This window comes from Spiroplasma endosymbiont of Labia minor (assembly GCF_964019845.1).
Lineage (GTDB): Bacteria > Bacillota_I > Bacilli_A > Mycoplasmatales > Mycoplasmataceae.
Map to the genome: position 1 here is coordinate 636212 of NZ_OZ026465.1, position 22827 is coordinate 659038.

A 22827-nucleotide genomic window follows, 5' to 3' on the forward strand; every position below is an offset into this window, starting at 1 on the left:
AAAATACAACATTAATAATTAAATTAGATAAAGAAATTACACAATTATTTTTGCATATGCATCTTCAATTAACTTAACCATATTAGTATCTAAGATACCTATTGCCTTAATGTAATTAATACCCAAAGCAGTTTGCAATTGATTGCCAGTTAACACATCTTTTATTACTTTAACATGATATGTGCTTGTTTTATCAAATATTTTTTTTCATTGTGCTTGCCCAATATCATTACAAACAATCACTAATTTGACTTTATTTTTTTTTATCTCTTCAATTAATCTATTGCCTACAATTAATTTACCGCCACGATTTGCAAGTCCAAGCGCTAATAAAAATTGCTTATGTTTATCATTCATTTAATCTCAATTTTCCTTAATTTCTAATTCAATTGCTTGATAAACCTCATCTAAGATTTTTGTTTTTAAAGCTTTTTCTAGGGCATTAGTCTTTTTAATTTTAGCTAAAGCATCTAAATTGGCTTTTAAATATGCACCACGACCATTTGCTTTTTTTGTTTGATCTATAAAAATAGTGCCGTCGTTTTGTTTGACAATTCTAATCAATTCTTTTTTGTGAGTCATTTCTCCAGAAGCAATATCTTTTCTCAAAGTGACGGTTTTCTGAATTTTATTCATTTAAATCACATCCTAATTTTTAATTATCATACAAGTCATCATAGTCATCATAATCTGCAGCATCAATTGTTTCATCATCTGCTGCTGCAAAAGCATCAAATGCTGCTCTATTTGCTTCAATATCTTCTAAATCAAGAGTTCCTTCAAAATCAGCTGTATCTACAGCATCATCAAATTGTTCTTTATACATTGGTTTTTTAACAGGTTTGCTTTGATATTTTCTTGATACCAATGGTTCATCAAAATTAATATTAATATTTGGCATTACAGTAGTTTTTTTATTTCTCATTGAATCTAAATAATCTTGATCAGTTGCATTTTCTTTTGAAATATTTCCATTTCAGTGAACTTCTTGATTATTTGCAATTGCATTTGATAATGAAGTAACATTTAATTTAATATCTAATAAATTAGCAACTAATTTAGCTGCCGAACCAAATTTACCAATTGCTAACGAAAATTGTGAATCTGGGACAACAACATTTGCAACAGTATATTCTTCATTAAATTCAAAAGAACAAACAAATACAGGTGACATTGCATTTTGTAAGAATGTGCCCATATTTTCATCTCATCTAACTAAGTCAATTTTTTCACCATGAACTTTTTCAGAAACTGCTTTAACTCGATTTCCTTGTGAACCAATCATCGCCCCAACAGGGTCCAAATATGGATCTAATGATAAAACAGCCACTTTTGCACGTTTACCTGGATCTCTTGAGACTTTTTTAATAATAACTTCACCATTTTGAACTTCTGGTACTTGTCTTTCAAATTGCCTTACTAAAAATTGTGGATCTGTTCTTGATGCTGAAATTTGAGCAAATTTATTATCTTTTGATAATTCAATAACATAATATTCTATTTTTTCACCAATATTAAATCTTTCACTATCAATTACTCTTTTAAATCATAACGATGCAATTGCACCATCTGTTTCTAATAAATAAGCAGTATCTGTAATATCAACAACAGTTCCAACAAGTATTTCACCAACTTTATTTTGAAATTCATCAAAGATTTTGGCTTTTTCAGCTTCTCTAATTTTTTGTTTAATTATGTTACCAACTTGAATTACAGCCAAGCGAGAGTATTGTTCATCAAAATCTACTTCTTGTTTTAAAGTATCACCAATAGTAACATTTTCACCATAAGTTTTTTTAGCCTCATTCAAACCAATTTCTAAATATTCATCTTGAATTTTTTGAACAACAGTTAAATTTTTAAAAACTTTGATTGTTCCTAATTTTTCATCAATTTCAACATCAACTAAAGCTTCTGGATCAAAATAACGTTCATATGCTTTTTGGAAACCTTCTCTAATTCCTTCTAAAATAATTTCCTTGTCAATTTTTTTTTCTTCTACAATTGTATAAATTGCACTTAATAATTCTGCACCATTTACCACTTTCAATTCCTCCAATAATAAAGGAAGGAGAACTCCCCTTCCTTTTACAACATATAGTTTACCAAATAATATTAAAAAATCAATTAAATAATATTTTTATTGTTTTATAATGGTATTTTTTTAATTATATCCATTTAGCACAATAAATTTATCATACAAAATGCTTTATGTAATTGTAAATTAGAACGATAATTGTCATATATTTTTTCTGACTATTTTTTCATCTTTTCTATATGTAATTTTAAAATTTAACTGCATATCTCACAAACTTAATTAATTCTCAGTTCAATGCTAAAGTTTTAATCCTACCCTTCAAATTTATTTTAAAAATAAATTCATCTGTTGATTCATCATATTTATTCAATACACCATAAAATTCTACGAGATGTTCTTTTTCTTTGCCTAATTTTAAAAATAAGTAATTATTAACTGCGGAAATTAGCTCCTCTTTTAATTTAATTTGTCTTTCAATACCTGCAGATGATACCTCAAGTAAATAATGTTCTGCTATTGATGATGATTCCATAGCAGTTGAAATATTTTCTGAAATGGTTGCTATGGTATCAAAATCAATTGAAATTTTGACATCATTTGTTATTAATAAAATTTGAATTACCTCTTGTTCAAATTCATAATTAAAATTTAGCTCGTATAATTTCAAATCAAAATCATTTATTATAGGAGTGATTATTTTAATAATTTCATTTTCATATTTTTGAAGTGACATAAATTACTTTTCATTACCTTTCATATTTTTCTAGTAAATATTTTATGGCTGGTTTTAAATTTGAAATATTTTCTTTATTATATTGAGAAAAAATATTACGAATAACACCATGAGAAGCCATAAATGCATTAACATAATAAATTCCACGATTATATACAACTGGTTTTAAAGAACCACCCGCAGTTAATCCAGCTGCAAAAAATCTTGTTCTCAAATCAGCTACCAAATCAAAGTCTTCATAGTAATTGCCGAAACTAAATTTTGTTTTTGCAAGTTCTACTTGTTCAATTTTTGTTCTCTCTTTTGTTTCTGTTTCATTTGGTCAAATTTTTGCATATGGTATTAATGATCATTTCATTTTTGCACCTGCTGCAATGGCTAAAGAAGACATTAAAATTCCTTCTGGAGCACCACCGATACCATACACAAAATCTGCGTCACCATTAACAACATCAATTGCTGCTAAAACATCACCATCTTGAATAGTTCTTACAATTACTCCAAGTTCATATAATTGTCTAATAATTTCTTCATGTCTGGGCTTATCTAAAATAATACATTTTAAATCTTTACGATTTAACATTTTTTGTCAGTTGATAACATTATCAATTAATGAATCACTAAAAAAATTTAAACTAATTAATTCTTGAGAGATAAATAATTTTTCCATATACATTTCTGGAAGTTTAGCCATAGTATTTTCTTTTGAAATTGCAATAGTTGTAATTGATCCTGCATAATTTTTTGCGGCTGGCGCTGTACCCTCCACTGGATCTACTGACATATCAAAAACTGGAGAATCATTATTTGTTACATCACCCAAAATTTGCCCAACATATAACATTGGCGCATGATCTAATTCGCCTTCACCGTTAATAACTTTAAGTTTAAAATCTTTTTCATTTTCCAACATTAAATTCATCGCTTCAACAGCTGCTTGGTCAACTAAGTTTTTGTCTTTTTTACCAATAAATTTATAAGCTGCAATTGCAGCAACTTCAACTGTACGAAGTAAAATCATGTCTTTGTTCATCTTTTAAATCCCTTTATTTCACTAATATATTAACATTTAATCCAACAATAATATAAAAAGATTATGCATAGCAACTGCATAATCTTTAAAAATTAAATGTTAATTGTTCATCATTTGATAATGCACTTAAAACACCCATTTGTTCAAATAATTTCATTTGTGTTTGAGTCACTTGTGTTCTATTTTTTAAATCATTTATTGATGATATTGGTTTTTCTTGTCTTGCCTTAACAATTGAATTTGCCAAAGCTTCACCCAGTGAATCAATTGAACCAAAGGGAGGAATTATTGATTTTATACCATCTTCATTTAATTTAACAGTATAATTCAAAGCTGCAGATAAATTAAAATCAATATTTTCCATTTTAATTCCACGTGCATACATTTCTAAGGCAACTTCATATGTTGTAATTAGTGATTTTTCTTTTGGTGTCACAGGATTATTTTGTGCTATTTTAGTTTCTATTTCTTGCATATGTAATTTAATAGCATCAAATCCTGCACAAATTTTGATTAAATCCATTGCATCTATTCTAGTTGAAAAAAATGTTGCATAATATTCTGCTGGATAATAAACTTTGTATCAAGCAATTCGATATGCCATTAAAACGTATGCGGTAGCATGTGCTTTTGGAAACATATATTTAATTTTTAAACAAGAATCAATGTATCATTGTGGTACATCATGGTCTTTTAATAATTTAATATTTTCAGTAGTCAAACCTTTTCCTTTACGAACAGATTCCATAATATTAAATGCTTCTTTTGATGGCAAATTCATTGAAATTAAATAAACCATAATATCATCACGACAACCAATTACAGTAGAAATATTTGCAGTTCCTTCACGAATAAGTTTTTGAGCATTATTTAATCAAACGTCTGTCCCATGCGATAGACCAGAAATTTGAACAAGGTCTGCAAAATTTTTTGGTTTAGTTTCTTTTAACATCCCTCTAACAAATTGTGTACCAAATTCCGGAATACCTATTACTCCTGTTTGTTCATTTTGAATTTGATTTGGTTCTATTCCTAATTCAAGTGGTGATGAAAATAATGAATATACTTTTTTATCTGATATTGAAATTTTGATTGGATCAACACCTGTAAGATCTTTTAACATTCTAAGTGCAGTTGGATCAACATGACCTAAAATATCCATTTTCAATAAATTATCATGTATAGAATGAAAATCAAAATGTGTAGTTAATCATGTAGATGAACTATCATCTGCTGGATAATTTACTGGAGTGAAATCCTCAATAGAATATTCTTTTGGTAAAATAATTATTCCACCCGGATGTTGTCCTGTTGTTCTTTTAACTCCTGTTGCCAAATCAGCAATTCGTTCTATTTCAACAGATCGTGGTAAATTGTCAATTCCATATTTTTTTTCAAAATATCCTTTTACATAACCATAGGCAGTTTTATCTGCCACTGTAGAAATTGTTCCAGCTCTAAAAACATTATGTTCACCAAACATTTCTTTAGTAAAATTATGCGCTTTTGGTTGATATTCACTAGAAAAGTTTAAATCTATATCTGGGACTTTATCGCCATCAAAACCTAAAAAAGTTTCAAAGGGAATATCATGTCCATCACCTCGCAATAATGCATTACAATTTGGACAATTTTTTTCTGGTAAATCATACCCACATTTAAATCCATGTGGAGTATCAAAATTTGAATATTTACATTGATCACAAATATAATGTGCTTTTAATGGGTTGACTTCCGTAATTTTTGCAGTTGTTGCCACAAAAGATGAACCAACAGAACCTCGGGAACCAACTAAATAACCTTCATTTAATGAACGTTCAACTAATTTATGCGATATTCAATAAACAACTGCAAAACCATGTTTAATAATTGAATCTAATTCTTTTTCTAATCTTTTTTCTACAATTTGTGGTAAAACATCACCATATATTTTGTGTGCATTTTTATAGCATTCATCACGAAGCAATTCATCTACATTTTCAATAATTGGTCGATATGAACCTGATTTAATTGGAATTATGTCTTTATCAATTTGATCAGCAATATAATTTGAATTTTCAATAACAATTTCTTTAATTAATTTTTCGTCATCTAATCATGAAAATTCTTCTAACATTTCTTCTGTTGTACGTAAATAATTTTCTGGATAATCTTTTATTCGCCCACGATAATCAAATAATGGATGAGGAACTCCGCCAAGTCCTTTTGTATTAATATACACTTCTCTTATTTTTGCCAACGATGGTTCAGTGTAATGTGCATCAGATGATGCAACTACTTTTACATTTTCCTCTTTTGCAAGTGCAATTAATTTTTTTACAAAAAATTGAAATCTCTCTTTTGTTACATCTGAACGCTGTCATAAATGCTGACATGCGCTAAGTGGTTGCAATTCAATGTAATCATAATTTTTTAAATTATTTTTAACAGTCTCATATGATCCCGTCATAACTTGATCAAAAATTTCTGAATCAAGACAACTTGCACCTAGTATTAAATTTCCAGATGTGTATTTTTCTAGTAAGTGTGATTTTAGAATTTTTGGTGAATTAAAAAAATCTTCAACATGTGAAACTGAAATTAATTCATAAAGTTCTTTTAAACCTTTTTGGTTTTTAGACAACACAGTGATATGATGACCCTTATTACGTTTAAAATTAAGGTTATCATGCATATCTTTTGGTGCTAAATTATTTAAATCATCAAAAGTTTTAACTGTATTTGTTTTTCTTATATGTTGCAATAAATGTTCTAATACATTCATTAAAATTTCAGCGTCATAATCACCACGGTGAGCAATTGAATCATCATAAAAAATACCTAATTTTTTTGCAACAACACCAAGTCGATGCGCTTTTAGTTCTGGTAAAATAACACGTGATAAAGTTAGAGTATCTAACATTCCATTTTCAAGTGGTGGATAACCAAGTTTTCTACAATATGATTGTAAAAACCCTATATCAAAATTTGCGTTATGAGCTACCAAAATTCCATTACTAATAATATTGTAAATATTTGCAAATTCTTCTTCAATGCTTTTTTTGTCACTCAACATTTCATTTGTTATATTTGTTAATTCTGTTGTGAATCTACTTAGACTTTGTTTTGGTTTTATTAAGATATCGTGTCTTTCTTTAATACCTGTTTTATAATCTACAACAACAGCTCCAAATTCTATTATTTCATCTTCTTCTGGAGATAATCCTGTTGTTTCTAAATCGAAAACAACAAATCTTGATTCATCTATTTTTTCTGATAAAGAATTTTTAACATATCAAATTTCGTCATTTAATAAATTTAAATGCGAGCCATATATTAATTTAATTTTTTTATCTTCATCAAGTTTTGAATTTACTTTTTTCAAAGACTCATATGCTTCCGGAAAAGCTTGTACATTTAAATGATCAGTTATTGCTATTGCTTTATGACCTCAATTTGCAATTGTTTCTATATAATCTTTTGCACTACTTACACCATCTAGTGTTGACATTTTTGTGTGCGTATGTAATTCAACTCTTTTTTCTTTTGCATTATCAAAACGATTATGTGTTTCAACTTTTTCATCTATTTTTATAAAATTAGAAATATAAAAAACATTTTCGCGTCTAAAATCAGAATAGCGCATGTCTCCAGAAAAAGCTAATCAATCTCCAACTTTAACTAAATCATCTTTGTGTTTCAAATAAAAATCACTTTGCATTTGTTCATCATTAAAATCATTAAATAAAGTTGGCTCTTCATTTTTTGCAAAAAAATTTGCAAAGATAGAAGATACATTATCTGTCAAAACTAAATTAACATAATATCTTCCTGCTTTTGAAATTTTTGCTTCTTTTTTTAATACTTGCGCATGGATAATAATGTTTGGAACGTTATTTTCTAAATCATCTAAATTTTTATAAGTTGGTGGTTCTGTTTCTAATTTTTTTTTGAATCCTAAATTACTTTTTTTTTGTGGTCTAGAAAATGCTGCCTGTGAATTGCTATCTTTTTTTTCAATTGTAAAAGATTTATTTTTCATAAGATTCGAATTTTTCTTTTCAAGTTCTTTTAAATCTTCTATATAATTTTCCAACAAATCATTTGAATTATGATCATTCAAAATAATTTTCATATGCAAATCTTTAAAACCATATTTAATAAATTTTTTTGAATAATATTCTCTATGTTTTTCTAAAAAATCATTAACGGTTTTATTTTTTGTACTAATTAATATTAATTTATTATTTTCATCATATACAAAAGAATTTCTATTTAATAATTGTACAAAACCATCTTTAACTTCAGCTTTTTTTTCTTTAATATAAATCATAAAATTTCATAAGATATCTTCAGTTAGATTATTGTTATTTTCAACATTAATTTTTATTGAAGCTGGAATTTTTGAATTTGATTTAAATGAATTTTCCAATTTTCCAATTAATTCAATTGGCAAAAAATTTTTAACATTAAATATAAAGACAAGTTTATTTTTTGTTTTAGAAAAATAAGGTTCTGCAATTGTTGCAAAATGAAAATATTTTTCTTCATCAGGTGTAAGCGATAGATCATAATTTTTAAATACTACTTTCAATAATTCATCCATTAATTTCTCTCCTTATAAAAATAAATCTTTAATTGTTACACCAATAAAGACTAATGCAAACAATATTGCACCAGCAGAATATAAAACAATTTTAACTTTATGTGGTAATTCTTTTCTTATTATCATTTCAATAATATTTTCAATAAATCTGTAGCCATCTAGTGGTGGAATAAAAATCATATTAAGAATAAATAAATTTGCTGAAATTTCAGCTACATATAAAAAGAATTTTTCTGCAGATTGAATTTTCATTGCTGTTTGAGAGGCAACTCCAACTGGTCCTGCAAGCATATTAAATTTTCCAGTGAAAACTAATCCAAAAGATTTCAAAATTGAAACAGATTGCATGAAAGTATCTTTTCAGCCATAACCATATGCATTTAGTGAGGAACTAAAATATCTTGTTGGCGCAGCTATTCCAACAGAATTGTTTTCTCTAAATTCTGTTTTATAATTTGTTTGTACTTCATTTGGATCATAATATGAAGATCATTCTGTAATGAAGAAGTCTCTTTTTTTATTTTGATAATCATATTCACTATCGACAATACCATCGTATTTATTTATATGTTTAATCATAAATCTTATTTGAGTATTATAAATATTTGAATCTTGTTCTTCTAATTTAAAACCTAAATTATTTATAAAATTGTAAACAGTTTTTTCATAAGTTGCTGCTTTAGTTGATGAAATTTTATTAATCATTTCGAAATTATCATTCAAGGCAAAAACATCTTCATTATTTGTTTCAATATTATTTCATAAAACTTTTTCGCTGTCTTGACGAACACCCCCCCTATCAATTTTATTTGCATTACTTTGTTGTTCATCTTTTGTCGCTTGACTGTTATAAATTGTTTGAATTACTTCTCAACCTCAAATAACGTATTGTTGATTAATTTGGTCTGTTGAATTTGGGTTTGAATTTTTAATTGTATCATCAATCAAATTGTAAACAATTTGATTTTGCCCATATGTTGCACCAAAAAATGACATGTCATCAGTTTTGTGTTTTGTAATTGAAAAAATAGTTGTGATTAAAAATAAAGCTACAAAAAAATTAATTAAAGGTCCACCAATTATAAAAAATGTTTTTTTTCATCTTGCAATGTAATCCATTTTTCTTTCACTTGGAATTTTTTCATCTTCCTCTTCTCGTCCTAATGGAGGATCAACTTTATCTGATGCGATAGAACAAAAACCACCTAATGGAAAAATTCTAATTGAAACTCAAGTTTCCTTTCCTTTTCAAGTAATTATTCTAGGGCCAAATCCAATTGCAAATTCATAAACATATGCTTTAGAAATTTTTGCAATAACGAAATGTCCAAGTTCATGTAATGTGATTAAAATAAAAAGTAAAATAACTCCAATAAAAAAAGCTAAAACAATCATTCCAGCACTCATAAAATTATCACTCCTTATCAATAATTATTTTCTTTGTTTGCTCTCTTATCAATAAATCAAATTCTAAAATTGATTTAAAGTCTGTAATTTTTTTTGGTTTTGTTAATAAAAAAATTTTTTCAACAATATTTGTAATATCTTTAAATAAAATTTTTTTGTCAATAAATGCTTGAACAGCTATTTCGTTCGCTGCATTCAAACTAATTGCAGAAGAATTATTTTCAGTTAGACATTGTTTTGCAAATGAAATTGGTTTAAATCTTTTAACATCTATATTTTGTAATGTAAGATTAATTAATTTGTCAAAATCCAATTGACTAGCTTGATTATAATTTTTACGTTTTGGATAATGTAAAAAATAATTTATAACTTGTTTCATATCCGGTTTTGATAATTGAGCTATTATTGATTTATCAGAAAATTGGACCATTGAATGAATAATAGATTGCTTATGAATTAAAACATCTATATCTGTTGTGTTAAACAAATGATATGCTTCTATAATTTCTAATGCCTTATTAAACATAGTTGAAGAATTTATTGTAATTTCTGCGCCCATTTTTCAATTCGGATGTTTAAATGCATCCTCATAATTTATTTCATTTAATTGATCAATTGTTTTGTCAATAAAATTTCCACCAGAAGCTGTTAAAAGAATTTTTTCAATTTTATTTTCTTTATCTAAACATTGTCAAATTGCTGCATGCTCCGAGTCAATTGGATATAATCTTGCTTCTTTATTTTGTTTTAAAAGTTCTTTTATTAAATGTCCACCCACAACAAGTGATTCTTTATTTGCAAGCAATAAAGTTTTATTTTTATTTAAAATTCATAGACTAATTTCAAAACCGGCAAAACCAGAAATTGCATTAATAGCCAAATCAAATTCTATTTCTTGTGGAATATTTTTAATAATGTTTTCATTTCAAAATTTTATATTTGAAAAATTATTTTCATAGACAAAATTTTTATTTGTAAAAGCAAATTTAATATCATTATTAGTGTCCAAAAAGTTTTTTAAAAATTCTTGATTTTCAAAAACACTGACAGCAATAATTTCAAATTCAGTTTCAAATTGATTTAATATTTCAATACATTGCGTTCCAATAGAACCTGATGCACCAAAAATGATCACCTTTTTTTTCATTATTTAATTACCAGTTCAATAAAAAACATTGCAAAAAAAACTAATGTAAAGGAATCCATTCTATCTAAAACTCCTCCATGTCCAGGAATTAAATTAGAATAATCTTTAAGTTTTTTATAACGTTTAATTAAAGAAAATAATAAATCACCCAAAACTCCTACGACTGCAAAAATTTGTGAGAATACAACATAAATTAAACAAGTTGCAACAACACCAGAATTTGATCTAAAAGCTTTTATTGGTACTGATCACGGAGTATGAGAAAGTGCATCGTTTGGTAACGGAAATACTAAAAGTAGAATTGCAAATAATGATCCAGCAATAGTTGATGTGGTAACACCAATTATTGTTCCCTCTCAAGTTTTTTTAGGTGAAACAACCGGAGCCATTTTATGTTTACCAAAAGTCATTCCTCCAAAATAAGCAAATGTATCTGTAAAAATTATTATTAATCATGCTCATAAAATTGTATTAAATCCATATTTTCAATGTCTTGCATCATATGGACTAGAACTATTATTTGGTATGACAAGTTCCAGTTCAGTGTTTGAAAATCCTTTATAAGCAAAGACAATGACAAAAACTAAGACAACTAAAAAAAATCCATCAATAATTTTTTGTTTATTAACATATCATGCAATTAATAAATAAATCGCTAAAATTACAATTGCTAAAATTACTGGCATTCATCATTGAAATCATTTATCTAATTCAAGATAATTATAAGGATGATAACTAGACATAGCTAAAGAAGTTGGGAATAAAAATCAAATATTTGCAATAACAATAGATAATACTTGAATTCAAGGTTTTCTAAAATCAAAACTATGATTTAATTCATATGTTGATATTGAAACTAAAAACATTGACATAACAATTGATACATATGCAGCAATTTCTAATAACGGTGTTTTTAAATTTTGGACAATACCATCTGTATAAATTGCGCCAGATGCAACATACGAAAATAATAAAATCAATAAAACCACAGCTGATAATGTTCTAACTTTTAATGTGTGTTGAACTTCTTTTATTTTAAATCTATTTCTACCAACATTGGAGTCAGAATCATTATTTTCAAGAGTATTTTGAATATTATTATTGAAATCTTCATTTTCATTTGTTTGTAATGAATCATTTTTAGTTTTTTTCATTAATAACACCTCCAAACCTTCTATTGCGTTTACTATAGTCTTCTATTGAATCAATTAAATTCTGGTTAGTAAATTCAGGTCAAAACACATCTAAAAATAATAATTCTGCATAAGATGATTGCAGCAACAAAAAATTTGATAATCTTTTTTCTTGACCAGTTCTTATTAATAAATCTACATTTGGTAAAAAATTGGTTGACATTTTAGCTCGTAATTCTTCATAAGATTTTATGCTATTTACTTTTAAAGCCGTGTCTATTTCTCATTGACTACCATAATCCATAAGTATTGTCAAAATCATGCCATCACAATTTTTAGTTTCAAACATTGCCTTTTCTAAAAATGAAATTGTTTCTCTTGGCATTATATTTTTTCTGCCAATTCAAATAATTTTAATATTATTTCTTTTGTAAAACTCAATACGATTTTCATTAAACATAATTTCTGGCATAGTCATTAAAAAATTAATTTCATCACTTGATCGATTTCAATTTTCGGTTGAAAATGTAAATACACTTAGATATTTAATACCTTGATTAGAGGCTTCTTTGGCAATTTCATCAATATTTTGCATTCCGATTTTGTGACCATAAGTTCTTGCTTTATTTTGTTTTTTAGCCCATCTACCATTGCCATCTAAAATAATTGCTATATGATTTGGAATTTCCATTTAAATCTTCCTTATAAAATTTTTATTTAACAATTTGCAAAGTTCTTATAGCTGTTGTTAAGAATTCATGGCCTGTTTTTGTAACCAAAATATCATCTTCAATTCTAACTCCGCCAATACCAGGAATATATATACCAGGTTCTACAGTAACAACCATACCAGTTTGCAACAACTTAGTATCAACACTATTATTGTATGGTTCTTCATGAATTTGTAAACCTAAACCGTGGCCTGTACCATGTGTGAAATATTCACCATAACCTTGTTTTGCAATATAATCAACGCAAATTTGATGTATTTCTTTTCCAGCAATTCCCGGTTTAATTGCATCTATACCTTTTTGTTGAGCTTGATAAACTATGTCGTAAATTTCCAGCAATTTTTGATTGTTAACGTTTAAAATGGCAAAGGTTCTTGTTTGATCAGATGCATATCCTTTATAAAAACAACCCATATCTAAAGTAATTAATTCACCAGCAACTATTTTTTTATCTGTTGGCACTGCATGTGGTTTTGCTCCATTTTCACCTGATGCTACAATTGTATCAAACGATAATTTCTGCGCTCCATGTTTTAAAAAAGAATCTGAAACAAATCTCGCCAATTCTTTTTCATCAATACCAGGCTTTATTCATAATAAAACCTCTTTAAACACTTCATTTGTAATATCACAAGCTTTTTTAATATTTGCAATTTCTCAATCATCTTTAATCATTCTAATTGTCTCTAAATTAATAGCAATTAAATTAGCCATAATTTGTTTTTTTAATTGTTCAACATGATTAACAACTAGTCAATCTGATTCATAACCTAATGATTTGACATTATGTTTTTGCAATTTTTCATTGAATTGTTTTCATAATGATTTATCTCCACTGCCAAATTCAATTAATTCATCCACATTTTGCAAATCAACCAATGTTCTGGCAGCTGTTATATACCTACCATCCAAAAACAAATAAGTTTTTTCTTTAGTTATTAATAAATAACCTAAACTAGATGGAAAACGTGAATATCAATATCTATTTTCTGTTGAATACAATAACATAGCATCGATGTTATTATTTGACAAAATTTCTTGCATTTGTTCTTTTCTAGACATAAAAATCATATTCTCTCTTTCGTACTTTTATAATATAACACAATTTATAATGGCAGATTTTGAATTTGAAAATAAAAAACCATAAACAAGCAATTTGTTTGTGGTTTATTTAAAAAATGAATTATTTTTTTTGTTTATGTAATGTGTGATCATTACATTTTTTACAATATTTATTTACTTCAATTTTTTCTTTACGTTTATCATTTTTTGCAATATAGTTTTCATTTTTACAAATTGTACAACGTAAAATGACACCTTCTCTTGGCATAACTCTCTCAAACTCCTTTATGTTTTGTATAGACTTTTAGTATTTTTCAACCAAAACACGCATATTTATAATATCAAAAATATTATAAATATCTCCTATTTTTTCATTTTTTTGTGTAAAATAATTAAGATTAATTGAATTTCAAGGAGGATTTTTACTTAAATGAAAAAAATGCTAACTTTACTTGCAACAATAACTTTAACAACACCAACAACTGTTAGTGTTGTCTCTTGTTCATCAAATACTAATTTCAAAGATTTTGAAAAATGAATTAATCAAGAGCAATCATTTATACTTTATGTTGGTGCAAAAGATTGCCCTCATTGTCAAGTATTTGATAAAGTTTTTGCCAATCGTGATTTAGATCAATTTGAAAAAAATATAAATACAAGAATTGATGCAAATTCAAACACAATAATTAGCCAATGATATAATACTCAACAAGATTATGAAGAACTTGCAGAAAGCAAAACAATTAGTGATGATTATAATTCAAATTACAGTCAAGAATTAAAAGGTAATTTATTGTTTCATTATTTTCAATCAGATAATTATTCAACTATTTGAAGTGAAAAATGAGCTAGCAACTTAGTTGATTGACTAGTTGATGGAATGATAGCTAGACAAAAAATAATAGATGATTTTAGATATGGCGATAATGATAGTTTTTATGATTCTTTAGATTTTAAATCAGCTATTGAATCTACACCATTATTTGTTATTATTCGAAATGGAAAACTTGCTGGTGTTACAAACGGAATGGAAGATGAATCAACAACAGGAAATAATGATGATCAATTAATAGACGATTGATTTACAACTATTTCAAATATGTTTGTTCATGATGATTGAAACCCAAGAGAAGATAACAAAAAAAGTACATCTTAATAAAAATAATTTTACAAAATAAAATGGCGCTTGTTCAATGTGCCATTTTATTTTGTAATTCATAGTATTTATCAAATTTTATTATCATTATGTCTATTTATCAATTATCTTAATATTAATTGTATTTTCAAATTTATTAATCATTTCAATCATTTTTGCATCAGCAATTCTTTCTGAATAAGCAGTTGCACTACCACACAAAATTGAAGTTTTAAATGATTTTTCAAAATCATTTGTTTCAATAAATTTTTGAATAAAACCAGCAAGCATGCTATCACCAGCACCAGCAGCGTTATTCAATTTAAAGATCGTTTTTGGAATTGAAGCTGAAAAAACTTTATCCTTAGTAATTAAAATTGCTCCTTTATTTCCTTTTGAAACTAAGACATTTTGTGTACCAAGTTGAATTAGTTTATTTGCAGCTGAAATTAAGTCTTCATCATTATTAATCTTTACATTTAAAGTAGTTTCTAACTCTTCAAGATTTGGCTTAATCAAAAAAGGCTTTTCAGTTAAACTATTTAATAATAATACTCCAAATGAATCTATAACTAATAAAGCAGTATTTTTATTTGCAATTGCACCAAGTTCTTTATAAATATAATTTCCTAAATTATCTGGTGAACTTCCACTAATTATTAAGACATCATTTTTTGTTAAAACTTCATCTAAATATCATTTTAATTTATCAATTTCTGTACTAATTATTGCTGGAGCTTTCGCACTAGCTTCTGTTTGAGAATCATCAATAATTTTTAAATTAATTCTTATATTTTGAGCCGAATTAAATTTTTTATAATTTATTTTGCTTTTATTTAAATCATTCAAGAAAAATGATTCCATTAAACCATTTATAAAAATTATCGATTCATTGTCTTGATTTAGTACATTTAGCATCATTGAAACATGAATCCCCTTACCTGCTGCATATATATCTGTTGTAATTGGTCTGTTCGTTTTTCCCTTTTTAAAATCGTCAAATTTTAAAATATAATCTAAAGCTGGTGAAAGAGTCAGTACATAGATTTTTTTTGTCATTATTTATTTGACTATCAAAAAATAGTCATTCCCCTTTTACTATTTATTTTTATTAAATATTAATTTGTTGTTTTTCTCTAATAACTGTATGAAAAATATCATCTTCAAACATTTTTTTCACTCCACTTAAATCTTCATTTTTTATGCTTGCAATCTCATCTATTGATTTTGCAATTTGTTGATAAAAAACTTCAAGTATTTGTGTCAATTTTGAATTTTCCAAATCGACCTCTGCACTATATTTTTTGAGTTTTTCATTTAATTCATGAATTTTATTAAGTGTTTTTTGACTTACTAATTTCGATTTCAAAATTAATTCATTTCCCTTTGCAATGTTTCTATCATTGCCGCTATTAATTAATTTTTGAGCTTTTTGAACTAACATCATTTGCTTATCATTTCGTTTCTCATCTATTTTATCCAATTTAAATTGAATATTTTCTAGTCTAACTTTATTTTTCAAAAACAAATTAGTTTTTGATGAAATAGATTTTAATTCATTAATTTGTTTTTGCAATTCAATATAAATTAATTTTATTTGTTCTTGTCTTGGTGTTTTAATTTCTTTCAATTGTGAAGCTATAATATTCAACTCAAATTTTTCACTATCAAATTTATCTTTTAATTTTTCATTTAAAGTAATTAAACTATCTTTATGTTTTAAAATATAATTTTTAATTTCTTTTTTAATATTTTTATCTCAGAATTTAATTTTTGATTTATTGATTAATTTTAATAAACCCTGAGCTTCAAAATCGATATCTAATTTTAAAAATTCTTGATTATTTAATGATTTTAATGATTTTTTTGCTAATTCTTGTTCTGTTTTTGTTTCTTTATAAAAGAAATAAGTAATTATAATACCCAAAGCAAATGTTGCCAAATCAATGACAAGTGCTTTTCATAAGTGATCACCATGATATGCGATAAATCCAATTGCCCCACCCAAAGCTGCAAGTGTGTCTAAACGTAAGTCCATTAAACCAACCATTCATCCACCAATTGCGCCAGCAATAATGCCTGTAATAAATGGAACCATTCTTGGTAATGTAATTCCATAAATTACAGATTCTGTAGGTCCTGAAATAATACCAGGCAATGCTGCAGCAGTTGCAGCAGATCTATCTACTATTTTTTTACTTCGTAAGGCAACTCCAATTGAAGCACCTAATTGTCCTCATGCAGCTGCAAATGCTGCAGCTAAAAATAAGGATGGATTATTATTTACCGATAAATCCATGGTAGCGGCTAAAAATAGAATATTATGAATTCCAAAAACAACTAAAGGTTGTCAAGATAAACCAACAATTAAAGTTCCTATTCCAAAAGGAATTTTCATAAATCAATTAAAGGCACTTAATATTCAATTTTCTAAAATACCCATAATTGGTCCTAAAATAAAGAAAGCTAGTAATCCTCCTAAAAATAAAGACAAAAATGGATTTAATAAAAAGTTAGCCACACTATTAAAATGTTTATCCATAAGTTTTTGTGCATGAACTAAAATAATACCAATCACAATAAAAACTAGAATTGTTGAATAAAAAGGTTTAAAACGAATTTCTATTGAACCAATATTAAACATTTTAATTCCATCAGCTGGAATTTGTAAAATTATTGATGGCGCAATCATAATCAATCCTAATGCAAGTGCAATTTGTTGTTTACCACCTAAATATCTGACAGTTGATCACATAGCAATTACACCCATAAATTTAAAACCAGTTGATGATATGACAGAAACTACTTGAGAAAAAATATCTGGATTTGAATTTTTCACAGTATCTGTTGCATCAACAATTAAGCCAATTTGGATTAAGATTTGTTGTAATGCCATAATTAAACCAACACCAATTAAAAATGGAATCATTGGCCCAAATATTGCAGATATTGTTTTAAAAAATCGTTTTCATAATGGTATTTTTTTATCAATTTGATTTTTATCTGCATTAATTGCAAATGATATTAATTCATCTGTATTTGCATTGATAATTTCACTGTTATTATGTGATTCTGACATTCTTTCTTTTAACAATTCTGTTATTGTTGAAACTTGTGCGCCAACGATTATTTGCAATTCACCATTAGATCAAAGTGCACCTTGAATGCCAATTATTTTTTTTAAGTCATTTATATTTATAAGATTATTGTTATTTAAAGTTAAGCGCATACGCGTAGCACAATGATAAACATCTTTAATGTTCATAATTCCGCCAATTTGAATTAAAATTTGATCAATAAATTTATCTTGTTTTAATTCTCTTAAATTTTTTGACATTTTTACCTTTCTAAAAATTTTAAAAAACTAAATTTTTCTAAAATTATAAATAACGTGAAACAACTAGAAAAGTCGTTCACTTGTATTTATGATAACTCAAAAAATTTAAAACATTTAAGTATTTTTAAAAAAGTTTAAATAAGTTTAAAAATTAATTTTCACTAATAATTTCAACTTTAGTTAATTTATCTATTACAACATAAGAAACATTATCTTTTTTAGATGAGTCTGCAAGAACATAATTCTTTTTTGAATTATTTATTACATGTTGTTTAAATATTGCCTCGTCCAAATTTGTGGTATAAATTTTTTCACTATCATAAGCATTAATTCCAATAAAGGATTTATCAAATTTAAATTTTTCCAACATTTCTATACTTATTGAACCTATAATTGCACCTGTACCCGGTCTAATTTCACCACCTAAAATTATGAAGTTTTTACCCATTTCAATTAATTCTCTAGCAATCAAATAACCATTTGTTACAATAGTCACATCTTTATCTATTAAATATTGACACAATTTTAGTGTTGTTGTTCCGGTATCGATAAAAATTAGATCGCCATCAACTATTTTATTTGCAGCTAATTTTGCAATTGTTTTTTTAGCTTCAACATTAATTGTCATTTTTTCTTCATTTGTTAATTCATTATTAATGATTTTCTTTGATTTAACACCACCATACACTTTAACAACTAAATTATCTATTTCTAATGAATTAATATCATTAATAATTGTTTGAATTGTTGTTTTAAATTGTCTAGCTAAATCTATACTTTTTACAAAACCTTTTTTATTTACAATTTGTAAAATTTCAGTTCTTCTTTTATCTTTCAAAATATCGCCTTCTTAATTAGAATAATTTTATCTCTTTTCTTTTATTTTAAATGCAATTATCAATAATTAAATTTTTTTATTTCATGGCAAAATATTTACTTTATCTTGATATAACAAAAAAACGCTTTTTAAAGCGTTTTTTAAAGATTAATTAAATTTTAAAATGGTCCCCAGAGCCGGACTTGAACCGGCACGGGCGATAAAGCCCGCTGGATTTTAAGTCCAGTGCGTCTACCGATTCCGCCACCTGGGGATAAAAAATCCAATATAAAAAATGGTGTCCCGTGCAAGATTCGAACTTGCGACCCACTGGTTAAAAGCCAGTTGCTCTACCGGCTGAGCTAACGAGACAATATGGCTGGGCTAGCAGGATTCGAACCGGCGCATGAGGGAGTCAAAGTCCCTTGCCTTACCGCTTGGCTATAGCCCAATTTATTAATATTGTGTCAAATATGACCTAGACAATATTAACATGAATTTTATTAGATTTCTAGTATTTTTTGTTTAATTTTGCAATATAAATAAATAAATTTTATACATTAATTTTATTTTATATATAATTTGTAACATTAGTCTTAAATAAATTATTTTTGTTTTTTTATTAATTTGAACAAATTATATTAAATTGATAAATCATAAAATAAATTTGTGAATTAATGAATCATTAAAATATTTTTATTTTACATATAATAATTAAATAAAAATTGATTTAAATATATCAACTATCATTTTCAAGATAAATAATCAAATTATTGATGTCAAATCTTACACTTACTGTTTTTAATCAAATTGCGTGAATAAAAATCAATTTATTTTTTATGTTTACTATTAAATATTTTGTTAACTTTTGTAGAGGTAAAACTATTATTATGAATTAATAAAATATTCTTATTAATATTGATCTATTGTTTCTAGTCATTTATGTATTGATTTAACTCGTCTTTCACTTGTGGAAGTTGAAAATCCAAAGGCCTGCAATAATTCAATAATTTTTTCTGTATCTCTCTGAATAAAGCCAAAAATTTCAAATACTTCATATACATGTTTTTTAAATTTTACTTTATTAAATTTATTTTTTTCTGTAATTCTATATATTACTTACTTGCTTTTATACTTCTTTCATTTATATCAGTTTTTTGTAAACGTCAATTAAATCTAGTAATCTTAAAGCATTTATATAATAATCAACTTGTCTATCATCATAATTCTTCAAATAATCTTTTTTTAGTTCAGACATGCTAATTATCTTTTCTTCTATCAAATCAGTAAGTATTTTAGTAATTGTACTGTCAATTGCATCTGCCTGAATTGGTGTTTTAGGTGCATATATTATATTTAAGTCAGATACATGTTTTTTACTAATTATTATAACTTCATTAGTTTTTATTCTTGACGCAACCTTTACCACTATTAATTTTAGAACTTTCGCTTCTAAAATTAAGTAATTATCATCGTTACTATATAATTTTCTTATTTCATTTGTATCATTATTACTAATTATTACATTTACATCCCTTTTTATTAATTCATCAGAACATTTCTTTAATCTTATTTGCTCTTGAAAATCAAAACCATACAATTACATAACAATATTATTAAAAATTTCAGAAATTGTTAAATTTAAACGATATTGATAATTTTTTTGTAATTAAATGTATCTATTGATTTGATAAATTTAGTGTTTCTTTTTTCAATATTTAATAATTTATTTATAAATGATTATTTTTAAATAAATCACTTTTTTAAAATATGAGTCCAAATTCAATTATTTGTGTTATTTATGACATATTGCAACAACAGATTAATAATATCAGACAACTACAAACAAAATAATTTTCACTCTTTACATTTGAAAATTAAAAATAGAATTATTTTTTTAAAATATATTAATTTATAAAAAATTCCAAACATTTGTTTGGAATTTTTTATATTCAAATGGTGGTGGGGGAGGGATTCGAACCCCCGAACCGTTAGGAACCGGGTTACAGCCGGTCGCGTTTAGCCACTTCGCTACCCCACCATTATAAAATAATATATTAATAAATGGTGCTGACTAAGAGACTCGAACTCCCGACCTATTGATTACTAGTCAATTGCTCTACCAACTGAGCTAAGTCAGCAAATATAATTTATACGTTATTTAATAAACTATATTATTTCAATAATTTACTACTGAAAACCTTAAATATTATATAGTATATTTAATAAAAAATAAGAATTTAATCAATAAATTTAAATATTTTAAACAAAAAAGAACCATTAATTTGGCTCTTTTAAATACAGAATTTTACCACCTATTTTTTTTATAAAATTCTGATCATGACTAATAATTATAGTTGTTCCATCATATTGCTTAATTGCTTCTTCAAACATTTCAATACTTTTGATATCCAAATAATTTGTCGGTTCATCCAATAACAAAACATTTGTTTTTTTGGTAAGTAAAATACATATATGCAATTGAATTTTTTCACCTTCTGATAAATTTACTAGTTTTTTATGAAATGTTGTTTCTGAATACTTAAATTGCGAAAGCAAACCTCTTATATTGCTTATATTATCTGTTGACATTTCTTTTAAATACTCAACTACAGTATAGTTTAAATAAAAATCATCCATATTTTGTTTTAAATAACCTATAGAAATATCTGTTTTATATTCTTTTTCTAATTTTTGATATATTTTATTCAATAAAGTGGTTTTCCCTATACCATTATTGCCACAGATAAATACTTTATCATTATTTGAAATCTTAAAATTATATTCTTCTAAATAAATAATATTTTTTTGTTTTAAAATGGGACCATATGTAAAAGATATTTTTTTGTTGAATTCATAAATAGGTTTTTCAGTTACTAGTTTATTTAATTTTGTTTTTAATGATTTCAAATTTTTGTCAACATTTTTTTTACCTTGATAATTATAACTACTAATTAATCTTGCATCTGATTCACTCATTCTAGTTGGTTTTCGATCTGAATTCTGTGAGTTAATTTTTTGCATTTTTATATTCATTTCTAATTTTTCTTTTTGCTGTTTGTAATGAAAAAGTGAAAGCTGTTTTTGCTTAGTTAAATTTTCATTTTCAAATAAATATGCATTGTAGTTCATTTTGAATAAATTAATTTTGTTGTCTTCTATTTCTAATATTTCAGTTGCAGTTTCTTCAATTAAATTTGGATCATGTGAAATTAATAATATAATTCCCTTAAATTTTCTTATTGAATTCATTAAAAATTTTCTATTATCATAATCTAAATGAACTGTTACTTCATCTAAAATTAATAATTCGCATTGCTTTTGAAAAATTTCTATTATTTGTTGTTTGCAAAATTCACCACCACTTAATTTAACATCATTACTTCTAAAATAATTTTGTTCTAGATAAAATGTTGTAAAGGTATTTTTAAAAATACCTGTATATGAATTTTCTAAACCTGCTATTATTTTGGCAAAACTAGTTTTACCAGTTCCATTATTGCCAATAATTCCTATAACTGTTTTCTCATTCATTATATTCAAATTTTTAATTTCAAAAATAAATTGATCAGCATAAGAAAGTTTTAAATTACTGATTTGTATCACATAACCATCTCCTCTTTTTGAAGATAGCAAAATTAATTATTCACAAAATAACTATTTTGATGT

The 22827-nt window shown here is 25.9% G+C and carries 18 protein-coding genes and 5 tRNA genes; 1 reads left to right on the plus strand and 22 read right to left on the minus strand.

Annotated features, from left to right (window positions below):
* Positions 1-36 precede the first annotated feature (36 nt).
* The 12 genes from AACK85_RS03290 to rpmG form a co-directional block, all read right to left on the minus strand.
* A complete protein-coding gene (locus tag AACK85_RS03290; RefSeq protein WP_338969342.1) occupies positions 37-357 on the minus strand; it encodes a 50S ribosomal protein L7ae-like protein in 321 nt (106 codons plus the stop codon).
* Positions 358-636: an RNase P modulator RnpM gene (gene rnpM / locus AACK85_RS03295; RefSeq protein ID WP_338969343.1), complete on the minus strand. Its 279-nt coding sequence runs from the start codon at positions 634-636 to the stop codon at positions 358-360.
* A gap of 19 nt (positions 637-655) precedes the next feature.
* The gene (nusA, locus tag AACK85_RS03300) at positions 656-2044 is read right to left on the minus strand and encodes a transcription termination factor NusA (RefSeq protein WP_338969344.1); all 1389 of its coding nucleotides are present in this window, start codon (positions 2042-2044) and stop codon (positions 656-658) included.
* 241 nt (positions 2045-2285) lie between these two features.
* On the minus strand, positions 2286-2771 hold the full coding sequence (locus AACK85_RS03305; protein ID WP_338969345.1) for a ribosome assembly cofactor RimP: 486 nt from the start codon (positions 2769-2771) through the stop codon (positions 2286-2288).
* Positions 2772-2784: 13 nt separating this feature from the next.
* On the minus strand, positions 2785-3804 hold the full coding sequence (locus AACK85_RS03310) for a fructose-bisphosphatase class II (RefSeq protein WP_338969346.1): 1020 nt from the start codon (positions 3802-3804) through the stop codon (positions 2785-2787).
* Positions 3805-3889: 85 nt separating this feature from the next.
* Positions 3890-8389 carry a PolC-type DNA polymerase III gene (locus tag AACK85_RS03315; RefSeq protein WP_338969347.1) on the minus strand — a complete coding sequence of 1500 codons (4500 nt, stop codon included), beginning with the start codon at positions 8387-8389 and terminating at the stop codon, positions 3890-3892.
* 12 nt (positions 8390-8401) lie between these two features.
* Entirely contained in the window at positions 8402-9796 is a 1395-nt protein-coding gene (locus AACK85_RS03320; protein WP_338969348.1) for a site-2 protease family protein, read from the minus strand.
* Positions 9797-9800: 4 nt separating this feature from the next.
* Positions 9801-10943, minus strand: a complete 1143-nt coding sequence (gene dxr / locus AACK85_RS03325; RefSeq protein WP_338969349.1) for a 1-deoxy-D-xylulose-5-phosphate reductoisomerase — start codon at positions 10941-10943, stop codon at positions 9801-9803.
* Positions 10943-12097: a phosphatidate cytidylyltransferase gene (locus AACK85_RS03330; RefSeq protein WP_338969350.1), complete on the minus strand. Its 1155-nt coding sequence runs from the start codon at positions 12095-12097 to the stop codon at positions 10943-10945. The genes dxr and AACK85_RS03330 overlap by 1 nt, the downstream gene beginning before the upstream one ends.
* A complete protein-coding gene (gene uppS / locus AACK85_RS03335; RefSeq protein WP_338969351.1) occupies positions 12084-12767 on the minus strand; it encodes a polyprenyl diphosphate synthase in 684 nt (227 codons plus the stop codon). The genes AACK85_RS03330 and uppS overlap by 14 nt, the downstream gene beginning before the upstream one ends.
* A 22-nt stretch (positions 12768-12789) precedes the next feature.
* The gene (locus AACK85_RS03340) at positions 12790-13869 is read right to left on the minus strand and encodes a Xaa-Pro peptidase family protein (RefSeq protein WP_338969353.1); all 1080 of its coding nucleotides are present in this window, start codon (positions 13867-13869) and stop codon (positions 12790-12792) included.
* A 121-nt stretch (positions 13870-13990) separates the two neighbouring features.
* Positions 13991-14137: a 50S ribosomal protein L33 gene (rpmG, locus tag AACK85_RS03345; RefSeq protein ID WP_338969354.1), complete on the minus strand. Its 147-nt coding sequence runs from the start codon at positions 14135-14137 to the stop codon at positions 13991-13993.
* A 162-nt stretch (positions 14138-14299) separates the two neighbouring features.
* On the opposite strand from rpmG, the gene AACK85_RS03350 reads away from it, so the two are divergent.
* A complete protein-coding gene (locus AACK85_RS03350) occupies positions 14300-15025 on the plus strand; it encodes a lipoprotein (RefSeq protein ID WP_338969355.1) in 726 nt (241 codons plus the stop codon).
* 93 nt (positions 15026-15118) lie between these two features.
* Here the strand turns inward: AACK85_RS03350 and AACK85_RS03355 are convergent, their stop codons facing one another.
* From AACK85_RS03355 to AACK85_RS03400, 10 genes are all read right to left on the minus strand, one after another.
* Positions 15119-16063, minus strand: a complete 945-nt coding sequence (locus AACK85_RS03355) for a 1-phosphofructokinase family hexose kinase (RefSeq protein ID WP_338969356.1) — start codon at positions 16061-16063, stop codon at positions 15119-15121.
* A 52-nt stretch (positions 16064-16115) separates the two neighbouring features.
* Positions 16116-18341 carry a PTS transporter subunit EIIC gene (locus AACK85_RS03360; RefSeq protein WP_338969357.1) on the minus strand — a complete coding sequence of 742 codons (2226 nt, stop codon included), beginning with the start codon at positions 18339-18341 and terminating at the stop codon, positions 16116-16118.
* 151 nt (positions 18342-18492) lie between these two features.
* Positions 18493-19179, minus strand: coding sequence for a DeoR/GlpR family DNA-binding transcription regulator (locus AACK85_RS03365; protein WP_338969358.1), 687 nt, complete (start codon positions 19177-19179; stop codon positions 18493-18495).
* A gap of 164 nt (positions 19180-19343) precedes the next feature.
* Positions 19344-19432: transfer RNA gene (locus AACK85_RS03370), tRNA-Leu, on the minus strand.
* Between the two features lie 22 nt (positions 19433-19454).
* Positions 19455-19530: transfer RNA gene (locus tag AACK85_RS03375), tRNA-Lys, on the minus strand.
* Positions 19531-19534: 4 nt separating this feature from the next.
* Positions 19535-19609: transfer RNA gene (locus tag AACK85_RS03380), tRNA-Gln, on the minus strand.
* A 693-nt stretch (positions 19610-20302) separates the two neighbouring features.
* Positions 20303-20758 (minus strand): hypothetical protein, encoded by a 456-nt coding sequence (locus AACK85_RS03385; protein WP_338969359.1) that lies wholly within the window; start codon positions 20756-20758, stop codon positions 20303-20305.
* Between the two features lie 357 nt (positions 20759-21115).
* Positions 21116-21199: transfer RNA gene (locus AACK85_RS03390), tRNA-Tyr, on the minus strand.
* Between the two features lie 24 nt (positions 21200-21223).
* Positions 21224-21299, minus strand: a tRNA-Thr gene (locus AACK85_RS03395).
* A gap of 139 nt (positions 21300-21438) precedes the next feature.
* The gene (locus tag AACK85_RS03400; RefSeq protein ID WP_338969360.1) at positions 21439-22764 is read right to left on the minus strand and encodes an ATP-binding cassette domain-containing protein; all 1326 of its coding nucleotides are present in this window, start codon (positions 22762-22764) and stop codon (positions 21439-21441) included.
* Positions 22765-22827 lie beyond the last annotated feature (63 nt).